The sequence below is a fragment of the Paenibacillus sp. SAF-068 genome, assembly GCF_051967555.1.
Classification (GTDB): Bacteria; Bacillota; Bacilli; order Paenibacillales; family Paenibacillaceae; genus Paenibacillus.
Genome location: NZ_JBQCJX010000001.1, coordinates 2,501,507 through 2,522,791, shown reverse-complemented (window position 1 = coordinate 2,522,791; position 21,285 = coordinate 2,501,507). Strand labels below are relative to the sequence as shown.

General features: G+C 47.3%; 12 protein-coding genes and 1 pseudogene. All 13 read right to left on the bottom strand.

The features are described 5' to 3' along the window. Nucleotides 1–14: 14 nt before the first annotated feature. Nucleotides 15–2,102 (bottom strand): alpha-galactosidase, encoded by a 2,088-nt coding sequence (locus ACTHPG_RS10895; RefSeq protein WP_440389281.1) that lies wholly within the window; start codon nucleotides 2,100–2,102, stop codon nucleotides 15–17. A gap of 244 nt (nucleotides 2,103–2,346) precedes the next feature. Beyond that, nucleotides 2,347–4,134, bottom strand: coding sequence for an ABC transporter ATP-binding protein (locus ACTHPG_RS10890; RefSeq protein WP_440389279.1), 1,788 nt, complete (start codon nucleotides 4,132–4,134; stop codon nucleotides 2,347–2,349). Nucleotides 4,135–4,146: 12 nt separating this feature from the next. Beyond that, nucleotides 4,147–4,668, bottom strand: coding sequence for a CDP-diacylglycerol--serine O-phosphatidyltransferase (gene pssA, locus ACTHPG_RS10885; protein WP_440389277.1), 522 nt, complete (start codon nucleotides 4,666–4,668; stop codon nucleotides 4,147–4,149). Nucleotides 4,669–5,155: 487 nt separating this feature from the next. Beyond that, on the bottom strand, nucleotides 5,156–5,431 hold the full coding sequence (locus tag ACTHPG_RS10880) for a GNAT family N-acetyltransferase (protein WP_440390222.1): 276 nt from the start codon (nucleotides 5,429–5,431) through the stop codon (nucleotides 5,156–5,158). A 194-nt stretch (nucleotides 5,432–5,625) separates the two neighbouring features. Continuing rightward, complete coding sequence (locus ACTHPG_RS10875; protein ID WP_440389275.1) at nucleotides 5,626–6,204, bottom strand: histidine phosphatase family protein; 579 nt, start codon at nucleotides 6,202–6,204, stop codon at nucleotides 5,626–5,628. 228 nt (nucleotides 6,205–6,432) lie between these two features. Then, nucleotides 6,433–7,452, bottom strand: coding sequence for a DUF4367 domain-containing protein (locus tag ACTHPG_RS10870; protein WP_440389273.1), 1,020 nt, complete (start codon nucleotides 7,450–7,452; stop codon nucleotides 6,433–6,435). Continuing rightward, nucleotides 7,413–7,997 carry an RNA polymerase sigma factor gene (locus ACTHPG_RS10865; protein ID WP_440389271.1) on the bottom strand — a complete coding sequence of 195 codons (585 nt, stop codon included), beginning with the start codon at nucleotides 7,995–7,997 and terminating at the stop codon, nucleotides 7,413–7,415. The genes ACTHPG_RS10870 and ACTHPG_RS10865 overlap by 40 nt, the downstream gene beginning before the upstream one ends. A gap of 373 nt (nucleotides 7,998–8,370) precedes the next feature. Continuing rightward, nucleotides 8,371–8,525: pseudogene (locus ACTHPG_RS10860) on the bottom strand (LysR family transcriptional regulator); the annotation flags it as partial. A 62-nt stretch (nucleotides 8,526–8,587) separates the two neighbouring features. After that, a complete protein-coding gene (locus ACTHPG_RS10855) occupies nucleotides 8,588–10,492 on the bottom strand; it encodes a DUF2961 domain-containing protein (RefSeq protein WP_440389269.1) in 1,905 nt (634 codons plus the stop codon). A 77-nt stretch (nucleotides 10,493–10,569) separates the two neighbouring features. Beyond that, nucleotides 10,570–12,360 carry an L-fucose isomerase gene (locus ACTHPG_RS10850; RefSeq protein ID WP_440389267.1) on the bottom strand — a complete coding sequence of 597 codons (1,791 nt, stop codon included), beginning with the start codon at nucleotides 12,358–12,360 and terminating at the stop codon, nucleotides 10,570–10,572. A gap of 25 nt (nucleotides 12,361–12,385) precedes the next feature. After that, the gene (locus ACTHPG_RS10845) at nucleotides 12,386–15,103 is read right to left on the bottom strand and encodes a family 78 glycoside hydrolase catalytic domain (protein ID WP_440389265.1); all 2,718 of its coding nucleotides are present in this window, start codon (nucleotides 15,101–15,103) and stop codon (nucleotides 12,386–12,388) included. Nucleotides 15,104–15,124: 21 nt separating this feature from the next. Continuing rightward, nucleotides 15,125–18,109, bottom strand: a complete 2,985-nt coding sequence (locus ACTHPG_RS10840; protein ID WP_440389263.1) for a glycoside hydrolase family 2 protein — start codon at nucleotides 18,107–18,109, stop codon at nucleotides 15,125–15,127. A gap of 45 nt (nucleotides 18,110–18,154) precedes the next feature. After that, on the bottom strand, nucleotides 18,155–21,205 hold the full coding sequence (locus tag ACTHPG_RS10835; protein ID WP_440389261.1) for a family 78 glycoside hydrolase catalytic domain: 3,051 nt from the start codon (nucleotides 21,203–21,205) through the stop codon (nucleotides 18,155–18,157). Nucleotides 21,206–21,285 lie beyond the last annotated feature (80 nt).

Here is a 21,285-nt window from a genome sequence, read left to right as displayed (position 1 = left end):
TATCCTGAAGCCGTTCACGTCTCAGGTTTATCAATTTGCCTCATAGCTGAGTTCTCTTTAGCGGTCAATCTGAAGATTTTGGATTCCGCAGGTTCCAGTGAGGTCTTAAGCTCTCCAGACGTTTCCCCTTGCAAGCCTTCCCACAGATCCTGCAAGCTGTATACAGCATTGGCGTTTAGTCCGGCCCGCTCAAGTAAAATGGATTTAACCACAGCTTGTTCAGCATCAAAATTGAAGACGGCAAGATAGAAAACCTTCTCTTCGGGCGATTCCAGGACAAACACGTCAGAAGACAGCTTCCCATAATCACCTTCAACTGGACGGAAGGTTTTGCCCATACGAACAACGCTCAAGATATCCTTGTTGCCAAGCCATTCTTTTGCTCGTTCGGCAGCTTCCTCTTTGCGGAAGTCATCCCCGAGCAGGAGCACCGTACCGGCAATAACTGAAGCGGTCAGACGGCTACGTCCTTCATGCCAGCCGGTAGCTTCCTGCTTAAAGCTCTTGTACAACACCGAATGATCAGGATCATTGTAACGATAGAGCGTATTGCTCATCCACCAGCCGTGTGTCAATGAGTTCAGCAGGTATTCCGTATCCGCAAGTGTACCGAAGACATCACAGGAGATACGGCGGCTGTGGGCAAAAGCATAAGGAAATAATGGAGCGATGGACAAGTTAATGAAAAACGGTCGTCCGATTACGTCTGGCGAGAGCTTATGCTGCAAATAAGACATGCCATAATGATAAGCCGCGATTCCTGTTGTAATATCCGGGTTGTGGTGCTGCCCTTCCAGTGCGCCATGCGCCAAGAAATCCAATTTGATATATTCGAAACCTTCCGAGATGAATTTGTCCGTGAACCAGTCGATTCTTTGCAGGTTGCCAGGATGTGTCGGGTCTATCGCCAGACCACCGTCTACATCTGGCAGAATTTCGCCTTCACTGTCTCGCAGCAGGATATCAGCATAGCTGTATTTGCCGTTTGTTCCTTCAACCTCCTGACCGAACTGATCAGGCCCTCCCCAGAAGGCAAATGGGGTCCAGTATGTTCCAGCTCTATGTCCATTTTGTCGCACTCGTTCCAGCGCACTATTCATCTCTTCCGGTGTGAAATTGTCCCAGAAAGCATCAAAGTTGATATATAACGTATTCTCATTCTCGAATCCAAGCGGCTGGACTTCATTTTTCAGAAAATCGCTGGTTGCTGTATACAGATCATAGTCCAGATCACTCATGGCCGCAGACCAACTGTTCCAACCGATCGGAACGCCGCCCTCCCAAGCCAATTGAGCCTCAATCCAGGTATTCGCCTGACCGTAGGCTTCAAGACCTTCACGGTAGTCTTCATAGAACCCGATGAATACTAGGGGAGATTCCACTCTTTTTCCCTTCACATAGCCATGAGGCTGGGAATCGCGAGTCAGTTCACTCACGGCACCACCGTACAGATCAAGTTCCTCAAGCTGTCCGCTTTTTTCGCTTTGCATACGAATCCCTGTTTTCCATACGTTATGCGTTAGTGAACCCATTACAATTCCCCGGCGGCTCTGGGACGCGAACAAGGCTGTCGCTTCGTAGCTTTCCACGTCAAGCGGCGGCTTGACCACCGTATATCTGACCCATTTATCGTTATCAAACGGAACGCGTAGAATGCTTGGTTCATCTTGACCGGATTCTCCGCCAAGGGATATGGTTTTTGATTGGATGACAGCCATGCGATTCGCCTTAAGCTCTTCATCACCTGCTATAGCGGTCTGCACCAGTACATACGGTGAGGATTCATACATATAGAAATGCTGCTCCAGTTGCGGGAGCAACGAGGCTGTATGCAGAACAACCAAACGGATGCCTTTTCCAAAACCTTCTTGAACAATATCTCCCTGTGTCGTTAGCTCATGGTTCTGATAATGATGCGTGCCGTATTCCCGGCCCTGCCAGCGAAAAGCACTACGAATGCCCTTCACATGGGAAGAATGCTTGCCGATGAAGGACACTTCACCATTTTCAAGATTGATCTCCAGGCTTACGTACCCATTTGTAACGTTTACAAGTTTATCATCCTGTTGCTGCACTTGTATGGCTGTATCGCTAGTTAGCATTATGTGCCTCCTTATTGTTGCATGCTGTTCCCTGAGTGGAGCTGGTGATATCGCTCCTGCCCTAGTCTGCCCTCATTATAAAGACCGAATAGAGCAGTTTCCATGCAACAATCTTCCGATACATGACGCGATTTAACTCAACTCAAGCGTTATCACAATTGATCTTCAACTCTAAGCACACAGTCCCGGGCAGAGGCAACGAAGTTGCGGTCGATCTGAAATAAAATTAGATTTAAGTTACAATTTAATTAATAGTCTTTATACCTTGAAACTGCTTGTATGCCCAAGCTGCATAGGAAGGATGTGTTTGGAGTAATTCTTCATGTTTTCCAACGCCTGTAACTTGTCCGTAATCAAATACAATAATTTGATCTGCATGAACAACTGTCGATAATCTATGTGCGATTACAATGGTTGTACGATCTTGCATCAAATGATGCAAGGCCTTTTGAACCTCATGTTCTGAGTTACTGTCCAAGCTAGCGGTTGCTTCATCTAACAGCAAAATATCCGGATTTCGCAACAAAGCACGAGCAATAGCTATACGCTGGCGTTGTCCGCCCGATAGCTGAATCCCTCTCTCTCCTACCTCTGTTTCATATTTTTTTGGTAAGGCATCAATAAAATCATGGGCATATGCAAGTCGTGCTACGTTAATCATCTCCAGTTCACTCACTTCGTCTTCCCTTCCATAGATTATATTTTCTCGAATTGTACCTGAAATAAGAGAGCTTTCTTGAGACACATAACCGATTTTTCTGCGCCAAACATGAAGAGAAAATGATTTAATTGGTTTACCCCCCCAATATATGTTTCCATTTTCCGGCTCATAAAATCTCTCAATAAGCGAAAAAATGGTTGTTTTTCCACTTCCGCTAGGACCCACAATAGCAGTTACTTTACGATCTGGTATAGTAAATGTAGCATTTAACAGAACTTGTTTATCACTTTCATAACCAAAACAAACCTCGCCAAACTCTAAGATGTTATTCTTGTCCGGCATGACAAAGTTTGTGTGATCATCTTCGAGGGGCTGTTCCAAGATAAGCCTCAACCTCTCTGTTGACCCCATTACTTTTTTTAAATTCGAAAAAAAAGATCCAAACTGTTCAAAAGGAATCATAATTTGAAACAACAGTAAAATATACGCCACAAGTTTTCCTGCAGTAAGAGCACCAGAGGAAACTCGTACCCCACCATAACCAATGATTACAACCAGAAGGACAATCATAATCAAAGTCATCAAAGGCATCAGTACTGCATTAATTCGAGCTTCTTTCATTTCTGCTTGATATAAATCATCCATGTTAACTTCGCCGTTTCTCAATTCTTTTCGTTCCGAGTTAGAGGCCTTAACCAGTCTCATTTCCCCAATTATTTGCGAAAGCGTCGAGGATAGAGCCGCCAAATGTTCTTGTAGACGTACGGATATTGCATACATCTTATCCCCCATTGGCATCATTACAGCTAAACTAATCGGTAATACCAACATAATGATTAACGTCATTTGCCAATCCAAATAAAACAGCATGGCCAATGCACCAATAACTGTAATTAAATTGGAAATAAAATTGATTAAGTGATCGGTAATGAGTGATTTAATCTCATTTGTATCGTTTGAAACGCGACTCATGAGATCCGCAGAGCGGTAGCGATCAAAAAAACGCATCGGTAGATAAAGCATCTTTTCCCAAAGCTGTTTACGCACTTGATTGACCATTCTATTGCCGACATAAGCTAACAGATAATATGAGAACCCGCTTGATACGGCTTGCAAGATAAAAATAAGCACAAGCTGTATAATCATCGTGGCGTTTATTAATTCCAAACGAAATTGATCAATCATGTTTCCGGTAACAATTGGAACAATTAACCCTGCTAAAGAACTGACAATACTTAGAATAAGGGCAATGCATAGGACCACCTTGGGAACTCCTGTAGAGAATAAAAGCTTCGTTAAATAGCGTAGGCCGGTTTTATTTAAAGGTTTGTCACACTCTCGATTATTTATATATCCATCTTGAATATTCATGATTACTCCTTATTATATTTTCTTGAATTTTATACTTGATACCATTAAATAGGAAAAGGCAAGCAATGTAATTACGGATATAAGTTTTAAACTATCTGTACTTGGTGCAATCACCGAGTATGTGGAGAGAACAAAACCTGCCACGGTTATTGGAATTCCGCGAAAGGTACCCTCAAATTCTCTTATGTTAAATAGCGCCAGTCTGTAGGAGCTGCTGACGATATATAACAATAGAGCAACGATACCAAGCATCCTCATCATGCCAAGATCATCAAAATTGAATTTAAAATAAATAAGTAAAGCAGGAGCAATACCAAAGGAAACCAAATCGGCCAAGGAATCCAATTCTTTACCGAATTCACTGCAAACATCTAATCGTCTAGCGATTATCCCATCGTATCGATCTATAAACGCTGAAATAATGATATACATTGCACTTGCGAAGTAATTTTGATTAATTACCTCGACAATTGAAAGTACCCCAAATGACAAATTTATAAAGGTAAGCAGATTGGGAATATTCTTTATAAACATAGATTCTCCTCACTAATGATGAAATTATTACGACTCCTATTACTTTTGTTAAAATTTGATAATCTTGTCGAATCTTTTTTTGGATACACCCTACGTCCTTCCCTCTCTCTATTGCTTATGCTTAATAAGCTTATGTGAATTTTCTTAAGATACGGGCTTCATAATTCTTAAGAATTCTTAAGTCGCTGATTAATGGATAGCCGTGATGCGTAATAAAAGTGAGATATCCACTTCTATGTTAATAAATGCGGACTTAAACAGATAAAACTTTTAAACAACAAATGTTCATGTACTAGTTCAGCAAAGGAGCCAAGTACTTATCCTCAGTTGGGATAAGTACTTGGCTCCTTTAAACAAAAAATCCGCTTTGGAAACGATCTTGAATGGAAAAACGTTCTTGTCCCTCGACAAGAGTTTAACTCCATATCAATCTCTTTATATGAACCGTTGCTCTATTAAGATGCTTTAAATATTTAAGCTGGCTCAATTATTCTTCAAAAAGATGAAGTTCATAGGTTTGTTCGATATGACGAACTCCCCAATTATTGTTTTCTTGTTCTATGGTTTTGACAAACCCTGCTTTCGTATACATAGCGATGGCTGTCTTCTGATTCTCCGTCGTTTCGAGAAAGACGTTTCGGAATCCTTTTTCTCGGCAGTATGCGATAGCATCTTGAATGAGCTTGTTCCCGATCCCCATCCCCCTATAGTCTGGATGCAAAATAAACCAACGAATTTGGGCTCTCTCGCCCGGATGGCCAATAAATACTTTCGAGTGTTCTCTTGGCGAAAAGAAACCTTTAGCGGTTCAGTTATTCAAAAAAAAGACCCATCGCCCTTACTTAGTTAATCAACTAATCGGCAATGGGAACATATTCTTGTTTCTTGAAGAAATCTAAAGGAGCTCATCTTTAACGATGCTTTGCACGCTATGGCCTATGATGTTTTCGATAACAGCTAAAGATTCAATAAATGTTTAGTGCAATTATACAGCGAACAGTTCCATCGCGATTGCCCCGTATTCAGCAGGGTAACCGATGTATTGAATAAACTTTCTGTCATATCGATATGGGGTATAAGTCTCTTCAGAGTCATTCCAAGGAATGCACCGTGACTCACAATTAATATATTCTGGTCTGGGTGTCTGAGTGATATGTCGGTAAGGCACTGTTTTCCTCTTTTTACAATCTGATCGTTTGATTCGATACCGAGATCCAGTCTGAACCATCCATATCCCCACCGTTTGACGCGCTCCTGTTCTGTCGTTCCTTCTATAAGTCCACAGTTCATTTCTCTTAAGCGCGGGTCCGTTCTCACTTCGATATTCTTGATCTTACCGATGATTTCTGCTGTTTCGAGTGCTCTGGACAAATCACTGGAATAAATATAATCCCAATGTTCCATGCCAATTCTTATGGACAATAGTTCAGCTTGTTCTCGACCTCTCTCATTGAGCGGAATATCGGAATGGCCTTGTGTTCGATATTCATCGTTCCAATCTGTGATTCCGTGTCGTATCAATCCTAGCGTAGTCATATGTATCCCTCTTTTCCTACGTATTAATGTGAGTCGCTTTAATGAATTAAGTTTATCAAGTTTCCTACCAAGCTGAAAGTATGCGAAAAAAGCCGCTTCATAGCGACTTAGAATGGAACAATGTTCTTGTCCCTGGAGTTTAGTTTCACATATCAGTGCTGCCGCATATCTTGTGTCCTTCAGTTCAGTGCAGCAGAACAAATATCTAAAGTGCCTCCCTTTATAACACTAGCGAGATGTAATCATCTCTTCAGCTATTTTGAACAGATCTTCCTTACTTAGATTGCTGTCTGCATTATTGGATATTTCATATAACAAATGATTGTGATCGTCCCTCCATCCAATTCGATGGAAAGTACCGGAATTAGTTTCTCTATCTCTGGTATCGGATTGAATATAATATACCTCTTTACCTTGAATGTTCAGCTTCTCGGATTTAGCTTGATCGTTCTGGAATATGGTCACTTTGGAGTCAGGGAATATTTTTGTTGCCGTTACAGTTACAATGTTCTTCCCATTAACATAGCGTGCTAAAGAGAAGTCGGCCTTGTTCCAGTTCAGTTTTTGAATATACACCCTTTGCCCATCCGAAGAAGATTCAGCTTGTTTTTTCAGGTCGTCTGTTAACTTCAGGTAAGCAGGATCTGCGAGATGATTTGTATACAGATCGGCAGGATAAACGTATCCGTAATCAAACTGGTAACCTTGAGGAAGATGCGTTATTGAATTTAAAACGGGAGCCTGCGTCCGCTTAATTTCAGCTTGTAAACTGCTAAAATTAGAATATTCGATCCATTTATATTCAAATTTTACGGGATTTGTTTTATCCGCGTTATTAATTAACTCATCTTTAACATAATAGGCAACATAATCTCCAGGTTGCAACTGATCTTTAATCTGATTTGTGTAAAATTCCAGTCGGTTCGTGTAATTTGTAATAAAATCAGTTGGCTCTTTGGCGGCGGCAGTATTCAATACCACCTCGCCTTTATGGTTAAGAAATTCAATATATTGTGAGGCCGCGTACCCTGTCACTGATACTCCAAGCACGAACATTGCGGTTAGCCCGGGAACCAAAACTCTTTGACGAACGCGTGCTCTGGCATCCAGGCCTCGCTTGTGAACTGCCAGCTTATGGACGCGAGTCATGACTTTGTCAGTGACATCAAAATTCTGCAACTCCTCTTTGATCAAAAGATCCATTTCTTTCAAATTTTCGTTTTGAGAAGTACGTTGTAATTTTGGCATAGTTCTTCCTCCTTTGGGCTCATCCATTTTTTGAGTTTAATTTTGGTTCTGCCAAACTTTTTCTTGACGGCATCGGGACTTTTGTTTAGAATCTCAGCTATTTCTGCAAACGATTTCTCTTCAAAAACGCGTAGAATCAGTAGGTTCCGTTCAGCTACATTTAGTTTCGCAAGCGCGCGGCTTAGTGGTTCGTTAAAGAGTTGGCTATCCAGCATTTCTGCAGGACTAATGGCAGACTGATCTTGAGCTAATAGTCTGAATTTCCATTTCTGTTGCATTTTTTTTCGACGGATAATGTTTATGCAGTGATGATAAGCCATTTTGTAGAGCCAGGCGGAGAAATTCACCTCAGGCTTATAGAGATTTATTTTCTCATAGGCCTTAACCAGAACGTCCTGAACAGCATCCTCGGCTTCCTGTTTGTTTGATATAAGTCTCCAGCAATACATAAATATCTGTTTTTGGTATTTTTGAACGATATAAACGTAATCCTGAATTTCGCCCGCTTGTACTCTTTTAATTCTGTATTCAGTTTCCTCATCCATGTTTCTTTAAGGCACCTCCCAAGTATTCGCGATGAAGTTTATATATGTATAACAAACGAGGTAGTTCTAAAGGGACATTTTTCAGAAAAGTCTCTAGATTGTTGTTCAAACATATTCCATACCAATCAAAATCCAAATGCTGTAAGACTAAATTCAACATCTAACCTTCCAATATTTAATAATACATCCTTTGATCCGTGGGGTGAAACTCTTCTCAGCCAATCAGTAATCGGGCTATGTTCTTGTCCCTGGCTCGGGATAAGTACTTGCACCGATAAAATAAAAAAAGTCGCTAAATTAGCGACTGTAATGGGAATATGTTCTTGTACCTCCACAAGTTCCGTATACCGAGTCTTTTGGAAGCATCTACAGGTGAGCGAATAGGTTCGTCAAGCATATAAAAGGATATCCGTGGTTCTCTCAAATTAATGTCTGCTTGAGTTCTTGATTAGGAACTGAGTGAAAGATCAGGCGAACTCCTGGATGTTGCGAACCAAACTGGTGTAACACAAGTGGGAGCCGATAGGATCAATGGATTGCTTGCCCAATTGATTCAAAGAGTCGAACGCCCAGCACATCTTTCCGTTCTTCTAGATCATTGTATAAACCCAATAACGAAATTCGTTCCATGCTCTGGCCTCGCCGTCCTGAATAAATTCGATTCGAATACGAAGCTCCTTCTTTCCTTTGGTATAGGATTCAGGGATTACAAACTCGTCATCCAGCCATCGTTTATAGGGATTTCGGTCCGCCGTGTACCACGTTCTTTCTGTTACTTTCACCCCATCTACATGAACGAAGGCCCGTTGTCTGCCTGTGATCTGATCACATCGCCGCCGCAGTCTTACACCTCTGTTGTCCTCCCTGATGCGGATTGTGAATTCACTATAACCATCTGTCTCATGACCTCTATCACGAATTATGATATCGTCTTGATCGCCTTCATAAGCTGAATCCAGAGTATAGTAACCGCGGCTGCCTTCTGTTTTGTAATCATGGTTCCTCTCCGATAAGGGATCGCCAATATCCATCTCGTCCGTCAGAACCATTCCCGGATCGTCCACACCATAGTAGAACAAAATGCCTGAATGTTCGAGATACTGGTTGTTATGTTCACCAGCTTCGATACCAAATACGAGCTCCGTCTGAAACGGATACCAGTCACCGCTGCACATTCTGACCATGGACCATGGGTTGTCAGGGATTCCGTCATAGGCGCTGGATGGATTACATTCAGGCGGCGTGGGAAATCCCCAACCATAACATACCCAGCTCTCGGAACCGTCGCTTTCAACCTGTGGTGTCGCATTGCCGTCAATGTGGATACGGACATCGCCTTCACAGCTGATTGTGCCCGGTTTACGGGTAAAACCTGTTACGTGTCCAGCCACCATGTGTCCTCTTCCCTTGAGTTGACCGATGATGCTGTCCGACCCTTCTGTTGCCTGGCGTTCATAATATTTCGATGTGCGAAAATAACCGGTTCGACCCTTCTCATAAACTGCGTTTCGCTCTGCTGTAAATTCAATGTGTAACTCGGATAACAAGACGTCACGGTTCCCTTTGTTCACCAGTTCAATCACCGCATGCTCCCAGTACGGCATGGAGAAATAGTTATAGAATAATCCGTCCCCTCTTCTCCCATGCGACAGTACACCGACAGGATTGAATCCAAGCTCGTTGCCGAAGAATACACCTATGGGGCACCAAATATCCGGTTGTTCATGTTTATCCCAGCTTGCTTTGATCCAGAGGTGCTGCAGGTCTTCGGATGAAAAGGAGTGGGGATTGAACGCAGCGCTTATCGAGGCGATACTGCCTTGGCCCACCTCTTCCAGAATGGTTCGTTTCTCTCCTGCTTTAACGGCCAGCATTTCGTAATATCGAGATTTGCATCTCACGGCTGTTTTGGGATCTTCACCAACCCGAGACCACATTTCAATCAGCGGGGCATAGTTTTCTTTTCCGGTGAACGTAGATATTTGATCAGAGTCATCATAGGAATGATAAACGACATGGCCCCACCCGCCATCCCCTTTGGCAGCTCCTTTCAGTTGAATATCCGAGGTAATTCTGCATGATTTCTGAAAGGGCATAGGGACATAACTTCGTACAACGCGTATCGGTCCGCGCCCATTGTCCTCGGGGCCAATATAAGCGTCTGCCAGCGGAGTTACGAAAGGAAATTTACTCCCGAATTCGGAGGCCTTGATCACATATTGGGGTGTATCTTCGCCGTCAAAATAAAAGGAAAAGGTCGGTTCCGGACTTTCGGGATAACGGTGTTGGACAAAATTATAGATGCATCCTGGGCCGCAATAATCAAAAATGACCCACTCCTCCCTGTCCTTATAAAGCCACCAGTCCCAGTCTGCATTTCGCCCTTGCTTGTCGATGCTTCCTTCATAGTGAACCTGCACGCCGTCTTTTAATACAGGAAGCAAGTCGAACTTTTCCATATTGCCAATCCCTTTAGGCTGTAAATGAGTCGTCATATGTCTGCAACCTCCAAGTCATGAATGAATACCTGTCCATAGTCACAAAGGATTCTCAATCCTGTCATCCTCTCTAATTAGCCATATAACGGGCCATATGCAGCACAAGCACGATAGTCTGCACCCTCATGATCTTTTGTGCCAAATGCTGACCAGGCGCTAGGCCGGAAAATGCGCTTTGCTTCAACATTGTGCATGTTAACCGGAATGCGCAGTATGCTCGCAAGTGTAATTAAGTCACCTCCGATATGGCCATAGCTTACAGCACAATGGTTCGAACCCCAAGCTTCCATCACGCTGTAGACGTCATCGAATATCGGATCACCTGCTACCCGATTCGGGACAAACCATGTTGTTGGCCACGTTGGTGTCGTTCGCAGATCCAGTCGTTGATGTACTTCCTCCGGCAACTCCAACGTATACCCTTCCGCAAGCTGAAGCACCGGCCCCAGCCCTGCTATGAGGTTAATGCGTGCCATGGTGACGGGCATCCCCCCACGGGTTGTATAATCGGTAGAATAGCCTCCGCCTGCAAATTGGTCCATATAGGTTGGTCGCCAGCTAACCGCATTGAGGCAGGCATGAACTTCCTGTTCATCAATCTCCCAGTGAGGTTTCATCGCGGGCTGACCGTCGCGAAGCTGCTCCCCCGTTCCATCAAGCGCCGCCGGTCCAGAATTGATCAGATGTATGAACCCTGCCGCAGCCAGGCCATCCGGTTGCCAGTCTGTCACTCGTTTCACGGCTTCCGGACTCCAGAATGCACGAACATCCGCAAAAATCTGGGCAGTATGCGACAAATAGTGATTAAACAACATGGTGATGGCGTTCAGATTGTCGTTCTCGGTGGCGACCATATAGGGTTCACGAATGCCATTCCAGTCGAATGAACTGCACAGAATTGCTTCAAGCACATCTGCACTGGGAAGGTGATCGGTCCATTCACGCTGTCCCTGGAACCCGGAAGCAATGGCGTTATAACCATACGCCTCTTCTTCGTATCCCATTTCGGCCAGTTTGGGATTGCCAATCATCAGATCACGCACAATCAACGTCATGCGAATGGAAGTTTTCCAGTTCTCCTTTTTGCTCATTGGATCGATTTGAACCGATTCCGGATTGGGATCAGGCCCTTCTTTGCAATGAAAATCGGCCCAAGCCATAGCTGAGTGGAATTCCTGCTCGTCATAGATATGCTTCTCCAGCCTGCGCGTAACCTCGGTCATGTCCACATAAGCGTTGCGCATGCCCAGATAACGCTGGTAGAAATCTTCGTCTACAATACAACCTGCGATGCCCATGGAGACGGAGCCGATCGACAGATAGGATTTTCCTCGCAGCAGTGCAGCAGCAAGACCCGCACGGGTGAACCGGACTAGTTGATCCCGGACATCCTCTGGCAGTTTGCGTTCCTCCAGATCCTGAATATGTCTGCCGTAGATTTTGAAAATGGGCAGGCCTTTCTGGTTATGCGCCGCATGCAGCGCAGCCAAGTAGACCGCACCGGGCCGTTCGGTGCCATTGAATCCCCAGACGGCGTGCGGCAGGGTTGGATCCGTTTCCATCGTTTCAAGTGGATAACACCAACCGTTTGCTACCGTGACCAGGACCCCGACACCTTCCTTCCTGAATTGCTCGGCACAACGGGCTGCTTCGCTCATTCCGGAGATGCATGTATCAAAGATGACAACCTGCACTGGTGAGCCGTCCGGGTTTCGGAGAACGGAGGTAATCGCAGCAGCAGCTTCGTGCGCCAGTTCCATCGTGCTTTCAGCCAGCGCAGCCTTTACAAGCTTGCGGCGATCCACGATTGGGCGAATGCCGATCTTTGGAAATCCGCTCTCATAACGATGCTTCATATCCGTCATCTGTATTTCCCCTTCGCTTCATATTTTATCGGATCGTATCGATAGGGACGGAGAAGATGTGTTGTCCCGGGTTCAATGTGTGAGAACGGCGTAGATTGGTAGCGTTTACCATATCAGGAGGCACGACAAATGTGGCTGTAGTTCCTTCAGGGATCGTCACCTCCATGTGCAGACCTGAATCGTCTTTTTTCCATGCTACCGCAATGGTTCCATGTGCCGTCCTGAGCGAAGCGCTCACCCTTTCCAACTTGGAGGGAATCATCGGCTCAATCCATATTTTTTCGTAACCGGGTGAGTCGGGCCTAATACCAGCCAGCCGCGTGTAAAAAGAAACACTGATGCCCCCGAACATGGCGTGGTCATGGGAATGCATGCCACCTTTCTCGCTCCATTGTTCCCAGAGCGTCGTGGCTCCGCGCTCAATCTGGTATCCGAACCCGGGATATTCCTTCTTGCTCAGAAGCTCATAGGCAACATCGATGTATCCGTAGTCCGCCAGTACGTCAATGAGATATCTGGTGCCATAAATACCTGTATGAAGATGACCGTCGTGTTCCCCAATAGCTTCCACAAGCCGTTTTGCGGCTGAGGTCCGCTCTTTGACTGGCACCATGCCAAACGCGAGCGGCAGAAGCTGAGCGGTCTGGGAACCGCTGCTGTAAACGCCGTTCCCCACGTCCCAATGGCGATGAAAGGCCTGGTTGATGTCCCGAGCCAGCCCCGAATAATACTCATGATCTGCGCTCAAGCCCAGGATCAACGCCGTTTCGGCAACAATGGACGTGATTTTATAGTAAATACTTGTATTCACCAGTTCGACTTCGTGGAAGTAGTTTTCCCAACCATCATCATTGGGAGGACACCAGTCCCCAAAGCCCTCCTTCACTTGGTGTTCTGGCCATACCTGATGCAGATGGTCAATATATGCTTTCATGGACGGGTAACTCTGGTGTAAGATATCCAGATCGTTATAATGCTGATAGAGACGCCAAGGAAGTAACACTTTGTCCCCGCTCCAGTCCGGGTTGGTCATGCTTTCTTCAATATCTCCGAGCCATTTGCGATAGTAATTCTGCATATTGAAATGGTGCATGCCGGCTTCCTCCACAACAGCAGAATCCATGAGACAAGGCGTACGTTCATCTCGCTGACAGCAGTCCGTGGGTATGCTGACCAGATTGTTGAGGTACGACCATCGAATATTACTGTAGAGCTGATTGAGCCCTTCATCTGAACATTCAAAGCTGCCTGCCGGCTCTACGTCTGCATGAATCGGAATGGCCTGAATGGAGAGATGATCTATTTCACCGCTGACTTCCACATAACGGAAGCCGTGATACGTGAAGCGAGGTTCATAACGTTCTTCCGCCTCCCCACGGAGAATGTATGTGTCGGTTGCTTTGGCATTTCGATTCGTCCAGGGATCAATGTTGCCTTGTTCATCGACCAGCTCGCTGTATCGCAGCCGCACTTGACTGCCTTCCGGGCCTGTTACCTGAATGCGAACCCACCCTGCCATGTTCTGACCAAAATCGTATATGCCCACGCCAGGACGTGGCCTTAAGACAGCGATGGGCTCAACCGGGTTGTGAGGTACAACAGGAGGTTGGATGTTCGCTTCAAGCTTGCCGACAGGTGGTTCGGCAGTTACAGCCCTCGACCAATTTCCGTTTTCAAGAAATTCCGGTTGATCCCAACCGATGTACTCCTGTCGTGCATCATAGGACTCTCCGTCATAGATATCATTGGAAAGTATCGGGCTTGACGCGAATGACCAAGATTCATCCGTTATGATGGTGCGCTTGCTGCCATCCTCAAACTGGAGGTCCAATTGTAGGATAAAGGCTTTATCCTGATTCCATTTCCATCCCCACCTTGAATAATTGAAATGGTAACCATTCCCGAGCCACACGCCGAGTACGTTATCGTTGTCTTGAATCAGATGGGTCACGTCATAGGTGTCAAAGAGCATTCTGCGGGAATACGGTGAATTGGCTGGAGCCAGAACTCGGTTGTCCGCCCGGTTCCCGTTGATGCAAAGCTCATACCAGCCTACCGAATAGATGCGCAATCTGGCTTGGAGTGCAGACGATGGCAATTCAAATGTTTTGCGAAACAGAGGGCTGTCAACAGGAAGGGGTGCCTCACAGATCGACAGCATATTTTCCTCAAGCACGAGTCCATTCCCCGAAGGGCTAATCGTATCTGTGGTAAAATGAGTCGTCTTCGGATCATAAAAGCGGTTGGAGTACAGCACGCGGCCATCACTCCCGCTGAGTTTTAGATCACGGAAGGTTGCCTTTTGCCCGTCTGTCGTCCGGAATGCAATCGTTCCTTCATAATCTGCTGCCATGCAGCGATACGTGTAATGTTCATCGATGGATACTTGCCATTCCCCGGCTTCCGTACTTATCTTGAGCGATAGACGTGGAGGAAGTTTGTGCAGTGCAGGTAAAACAATCCTCCCCAAATCCTGGCGTACGCCTTCTTCAACGCGGTAAATGTACACGTGTGTCTGCTGTGCATCTTCTTCAGACTCAAGCAGTTCAATACCACAGTGATTGCCTTCGTCACGATAACCGAACAGAAATGCTGCACCGCCTTCTTCCACGCTGAGAATGACCTCCGCCTGATATGAAATCCAGTCATGAGGCTGGACTACGGGGCGTGTAATCCACTGGGCACACCATTCGTCAGATACTGATTTTTCCTTCAATTCCGCCATATTCTCCATGGATGTCATGTTGTCGCTCCTTCCTGTCAGTCAGCACGATTTACTTGTGACGGGCACGCCACTTTGGGATATCTCAAACGCATTCCAGGCACTTACCGTAATGCCGTCCAGCATCACGTCAGGCCCGATTTCAAACGGGATGCGTCTTTCTTCTCCCGCAAGTAGTCCAAAATCATTGTCATCCAGATAACAACTCCACTCGTCTGGAAAATGGTGAATCATCACTCGAATCGCAGGCACGTTTCCCATGTTTCGAATGACAATGAAGCCGTTCTGGTCTTGGGTCTCGACAGACCATTCAAGCGCAGTGCGCGGAAGTTCACGCAGCGGTGCATCGGAGAGTTCGGCGTACAATGCAAATGCCTGCTTAGCCTCATCGCCAGGATATTCGTTTGCTTGATGGCGGTGCTCTCTCTCAAACGTGATCAACTCAGGAGTCTTCGGCTGGGCATTGAACCAATACCACTGATCGGACACAAGATCTCCATTGCTTTCATGAAGCGCGACGACAATCAAGAACGGCCGAATTGCTGATTCTTCCGGCAACGTGACTTCCAGTTGATCGATGCAGCTCGCCAGCCCGGTCTTCACGGTTAGAGCCGGATAATTCCAATTCATCACCTCGGTTAATTGACTATCGTACATCGAGACTTGGATAGCTGCATTGATAAGAGCGTTACGCGAATCGTTCACGACATGCATTGCTGCGCGGAATATCTCACCTGGCTGCCACGCATCCAGTTTGGTGCAGGTGATGAAGGCATTTTGCGGACGTGAAGCCTGTTTGGCACGATAATAGGAAAGCTTGGCTGTTCCGTAATAATCGACCACCGCCCACGAATGTCCGGGAAAACAATCCGTGAATTTGTAGTACCAGAAGCCGCTCTTATCTCTTCCTGTTCCCGCCCTCTGTACATCAGCGGTCAGTCGAATCGCATCACCTTGAGCGGTCTGAGAATACGTGATGTAGTCCTGCCAGTTACGGATCGGTCCGTACGCCGCGTAGCGCATGACTTTAATGACATCCTTCAGACCGAACTGGTGAAAATGCGCTTTCCAACCCCTGCTCTCCTCAGTTGGAGGAAATGACGCCAACGTTTCTTCCGGCATATAGCGCAGACAGCTTAAAATATTGGTCTGACTTGGAATGCCGAATTCGCCGTAAAATACCGATGGCATCGCTAATGTTGCCTCATCCAGGGATTCACCCCCGTGATATACGTTCCAGTTATGCACACTTCCGCCCCATGGATCGGTTCGATGGAACGGACGGGACGGATCGTATCCGCGGCATCTTTTTCCGACCAAAAATAATCCTTCGTCTGCACCGCCATGATTGCCGTTTTCATTGCCGCCCCCCCACATGATCAAGGAAGGGTGGTTTCTGAGCCGTTTTACTGAAATGGTGGTCTGGCGGTCAATAACGCCAAGGTCCGTCAGTGGTGAATCGGGTGGACCCCAGCAGAGCGGGAATTCCTGATAAACCATAATGCCTTTTTCATCACACAGATTATAAAATTCGTCACTTTCCACCAAGCCGCCGCCCCAGGCCCGGAGCATCTGCACATTTCCCCTGCGGGCGAGCTCCAGCAGTCGTTCATACTGCCCATTCTGATGGTCAAGCATGGCATCAGGCCAACACCAGTTCGCGCCTTTGATGAACATTGGCTCGCCATTGATGACAAACTGCCAGCGATATTCCGTTTCCGGTGCTGCATCGTTCATAGGACGCATTTCAATTGTACGGATGCCAAAAGACGTGTGAGCTTCTCCGACGTTAATGGGCTCAGAATTGGATCCAGTTAACACAAGCTCATAGAGAGGCTGTTCCCCGTAACCCGTCGGCCACCAAACCTCGGGATCAGTCAGTCTGATCACGGTACTGAATTTGCTGCGACCATATGGCACTTCAATGGAATAACTAAAATGGGTATCCCTTTGGCAAAATGTCTGGTTATCAGGGTCAAATGAATCCACACCCGTTTTCGATTTCTTCGACCGGATACAGCCTTTGATGGATAATTCCACTTGCTCAATGAGACTGCTCTCAGCCGTAAACTCCAAGTGAAGCACAGCTTCATCCGAGGTGTGGGACAGGGTTACAACATACGGATCAAGCAAAGCTATGTCCGGTTCGGCCACCATCCGTACATCCTTCCAGATGCCGAGTGAAATCAGGTGTCCATAATGCCAGCCAAAGCCCGGACTGGGCTTCATCAGGCCGTTCCAGCTTTGAGGTGCAGGGTCCAGTCGAACGACAAGCACATTGGATTCATCACATCGAACCAAGTCTGTAATGTCATGAATCGGACCGCCAAACATGCCCTGATGATGTCCCAGTGATACGCCATTGAGAAATACGGTGCCCGAGTAGTCGATCCCGTTGAATTGCAAGGAAAGTCGGTCTCCCACCCATTCTTCAGGCAGTTCAAATGAAGTAGCAAACCACCATTCCATGCATTCCACGCGTGTCCTGCGGAACCAAACGGGGATCTCTTCAGGCATGCCGTGATTCTCCAGTTCATCGATCGTATTGGTATTCCAGTGGGGATCTTCGAGCAGCCCTTGATCAACCAGCGCTTTTTGCACCGTTGTGGGCACGCTGACTTCCAGCCAATCGCTCCGATCGTGAGCCGATTCGTACCAGCGTTCCCGCATTCCTTCACTTGCCTGAGCTTTTCGTCCATACCAGCCCGTTGCAGGCGCCGGATCTCCATGATCAGCCGCCTCGCCTCCCTTCATTCGCCAGATTCCGGACAGAAGTAATGTTTTTTTGGAGGCAGAATTGCGAACGTTGTGGTGATTGGCATATGTGAAATCAGGGGATGGCTCTGCATCGGCATGGCGGGATGCTATTGAAATTTGCACTTTGTCTGTCGTACAGCGGATTGGGATGCGGCTGTCCTTCTCCACCCATGCATCCCCATGCAGCGAGGAACGGGCGTAGGCCTCGTCCTGAACTTCGTCCAGGTAGCGTTTAGTTTCATCTGAACGGTAATATGAGATGTGTGTCATCGCGCTAACTCTCCATTCTTGATCAGTTTCGCTTTGCATGTGCACTCATAATGTCCTGTGTACCAGTACTGGTCGGTATCCTTCAGGTGCTTCCATCACAATTGCAATTTCTTTCGGAGCACATACCTCCATATGAAACGTGGACTCGCTACCTTCCTCTTCCCTAATCTCCCATTTCACGTCGATCCTTCCGTTGCCAGGCAGAGGTACAGCTCCTTTTGCCCATTGCAGATGGCCAGGCTGGGGGGCAACCTTAACTCGTGTCCAACCGTCTGCCATCGGGCAAACCCCGAGCACGGATGTTCCCAAAAAGTAACCTGGTGCTGCCGACCAGGCGTGGCAATGACTGCGCGTCAGGTATTTCGGATGGGGCCGATTCTCGGCAAATCCCGGATACATCTCCCAGCAAGTGGTCGCCTCATGTTTCACCATTTCCCCAAACTTCTCTCTCATGTCCCGGAGCATTAGATCCGTCTTGCCGTTCATCATTAGCGCTTCATAATAGAAAAACGTCATGAACGGACTTCCTATGGTTACAAAATCATCAGGTGGCGATGTTAAATACGCGTTGAGCTTCTCCTTTCGCTCATCAACTGCAATGCCGGTAACCAGCGCCATCACCTGCGTCTGCATACTATAGGTGCTGGAAAGAGAGCCATCGGCATGGATGCAGTCCATATAAGCCTGCCGACCCTCACTCCATAGATAACTGTTTATGGCGTGGGCCACTCTTTCCGATGCAGAACAGTAGTAGGGGCTGTCTTCTGCGCAACCTGCCAACTCGGCCAATTGGGCCGCATCTGCCAGCGTGCGCGCAAATATCGCATTCTGATGGGTGACCGTTCCGTCGTTCGGCTGCTCCATTGGTGCCCAGTCCAGCAGATTCCAGGCTTCAATGAACAATAATCCTCTGGCATCGATATGTGAGATATAGTGATCGAGCGTGAACTTTACCTTTGGCCAGATTTTCGCTGCAAAGTCCCTGCTTCCTGTATGACGGACATATTCAAGGCAAGCGGTGACCCAGAAAAACGTCCAGTTCGGAATCACACTGCTCCAGCCGCTAGGCACCTGATTCACATAGAGAGGCGTTTGCCGGCTTGATCCCGGAACAAGCTGCAGACCATGTTTTACGATATCCGTTGCACCGAATAGATAGTAGTTTACGAGTGCTTCATTACGGCTGTCGCCAACCCAAAATACCTGTTCATATGTGGGACAATCCACAAATGTATCTTCCATGCACAGTAAGGTGGTATGCTTGCTGATCTCCCAAATGTCATTCAGCATTGCATCCGAACTATGGAATCGGCCGATCTCTGCCACCGGATAGTTGCTTTGCACAAGGCTAATGCCGAACAGTCGCACTGGTCTCGCATTCCCGTGTATGGTAAGCATGAGATAACGAAGTCCGCGCCGAATCGGCGATTCGTAGCGTTGTCTGCCTTCGCGGCATACGTAGCGAAGCGTATTATCCACACCAAAGGTATCCTGTCGCCAGTCGCTGTCCATATACTCGAAGCCATACGCGTCGATGACGGTGCCTTCCCCCGCATCGACCTCGAATCGCAGATAGCCCGACCATTCGCGGCCAAAGTCCAGAATCAGCTCCGTGCTCCTTCCGCCAGAGCTTGTCGGCACGATTGCCGGCTGCCGATTGGCGACGCATACCTGCTGCAAGTCCGCAGGAACGGGACGCGCCTGCTCCTGCATCTTCCAGATGCTGGACACAAAGATTGAAGCTTCCGAGCTAAGCCTCTCGGGAAATGGCTTCATCCAGCTGCGGAATGGAGCAAGTTCAGGGATGGAAGCCAAGCTGCGGCATCGCAGATATACCTCGGCATCCGGAAATGCCTTCTCGTCCAAAGGCCTACCGCCGCCAAAGCCCTGATATGCACGGATGGGATCATGATCCGGCTGGTGTTCGATATGCACGAGGGTGGCAAACGGACCAATCAGGATAAACGGTGTGTTGCCTATTGGCGCATCATCGAATGGCGATACAACCGTAAACGGAACATCGCAGTCGATTCCAAAGTGCAGTCCTCCGCCATGATCCTGCCCTGCCAGCTCGATCAGCAGCAGATTCTCTCCCTGCCGCAATCTAACCTGCTGAAGCCTGCGCGGCCGTTCTCCCTCCATATCTGATGCAGGGTAATATGAGCCGTTAAGCGTGATGCCGCGAAGAGCATGGAACGAGCTGAAAAATCCGACAATCGCTTCGGCTTCGCTACTTGCCCGAATGACCGCTATGACATAACCGGCAAAGGATACCGGATTGGCGTGCATCCGACTTGTCGGCTCCATCGCTTCACGTACATCAAGCACATGCGTCCAGGACACTAGAGATGCTTCTTTCAATGATTCCACCCGGACAGGCCATACTTCTTGCTCCGTCAGTTCCGGAATATCACTTGCGACCAAACATTCCCATGGCGCATCGCCAGGCGTGCCGATGATGCGGGCAGGAGTCCAAATGCCTTGCTCTTCGAGCGGCAAGGTGTCTACTCCTTGCCAACGATCATTCCAGCAGCGAGCATCCACCTGTTCGGCAAAGCCAAGCTGACAGGACATGCGCGCCGACCTTCGTTCATATCCGTCATGTAGAGCGGTCTGCCAGGATGTATCTGTACCCACAATAAGTTCTCTTCTCAGGTAACCCCCGTCAGCCTCATAGCGAACTGACTCCAGTTGAGCGAGAAGCCCGGCCCTTCCCGGCAGATACGCGAACGTAGCTACACCATAGCTGATAACAAGTACAGCCAGCGTATTACGACCGGAATGCAGCAGATGGCCCACTTCATGCACGTGATAGTTAAGTTCAAAAGGCCAAGAGCGATTGGGTCCTCTTCCGCACAGCACTCCGTTGACATATAACACATATCGGGCATCTGCTGTGATGGTTACCTCAGCGCTTCCATGGTCCCCATGATGCCATTCGAATTCCCGGCGAAAACAACGCCATTCATTGCGCGGCCAGTCCTCGCCTTCTCCCCAGATCCATGAGGCATGCCACGTGAATGCTTCTGTCCGAACAGCGCTCTCTTTCCGTTCCGTCGGCAGATCCCTCCCGCCAGTCGATAAAATGTGCTCCACGGCTGTATCAACTCCCGTTTGACTGAATGTTTTAAAAGAAAAAGAGCTAAAACTTCACAGCTTTAGCCCCTCTTCATGAC

Coding starts and splice junctions, on each gene's coding strand:
- ACTHPG_RS10895 (WP_440389281.1), bottom strand. CDS start 2,102: ATGCTAACTAGCGATACAGCCATACAAGTGCAGCAACAGGATGATAAA.
- ACTHPG_RS10875 (WP_440389275.1), bottom strand. CDS start 6,204: ATGACTACGCTAGGATTGATACGACACGGAATCACAGATTGGAACGAT.
- ACTHPG_RS10840 (WP_440389263.1), bottom strand. CDS start 18,109: ATGACACACATCTCATATTACCGTTCAGATGAAACTAAACGCTACCTG.
- pssA (WP_440389277.1), bottom strand. CDS start 4,668: ATGTTTATAAAGAATATTCCCAATCTGCTTACCTTTATAAATTTGTCA.
- ACTHPG_RS10845 (WP_440389265.1), bottom strand. CDS start 15,103: ATGACATCCATGGAGAATATGGCGGAATTGAAGGAAAAATCAGTATCT.
- ACTHPG_RS10870 (WP_440389273.1), bottom strand. CDS start 7,452: ATGCCAAAATTACAACGTACTTCTCAAAACGAAAATTTGAAAGAAATG.
- ACTHPG_RS10850 (WP_440389267.1), bottom strand. CDS start 12,360: ATGACGGATATGAAGCATCGTTATGAGAGCGGATTTCCAAAGATCGGC.
- ACTHPG_RS10890 (WP_440389279.1), bottom strand. CDS start 4,134: ATGAATATTCAAGATGGATATATAAATAATCGAGAGTGTGACAAACCT.
- ACTHPG_RS10865 (WP_440389271.1), bottom strand. CDS start 7,997: ATGGATGAGGAAACTGAATACAGAATTAAAAGAGTACAAGCGGGCGAA.
- ACTHPG_RS10855 (WP_440389269.1), bottom strand. CDS start 10,492: ATGACGACTCATTTACAGCCTAAAGGGATTGGCAATATGGAAAAGTTC.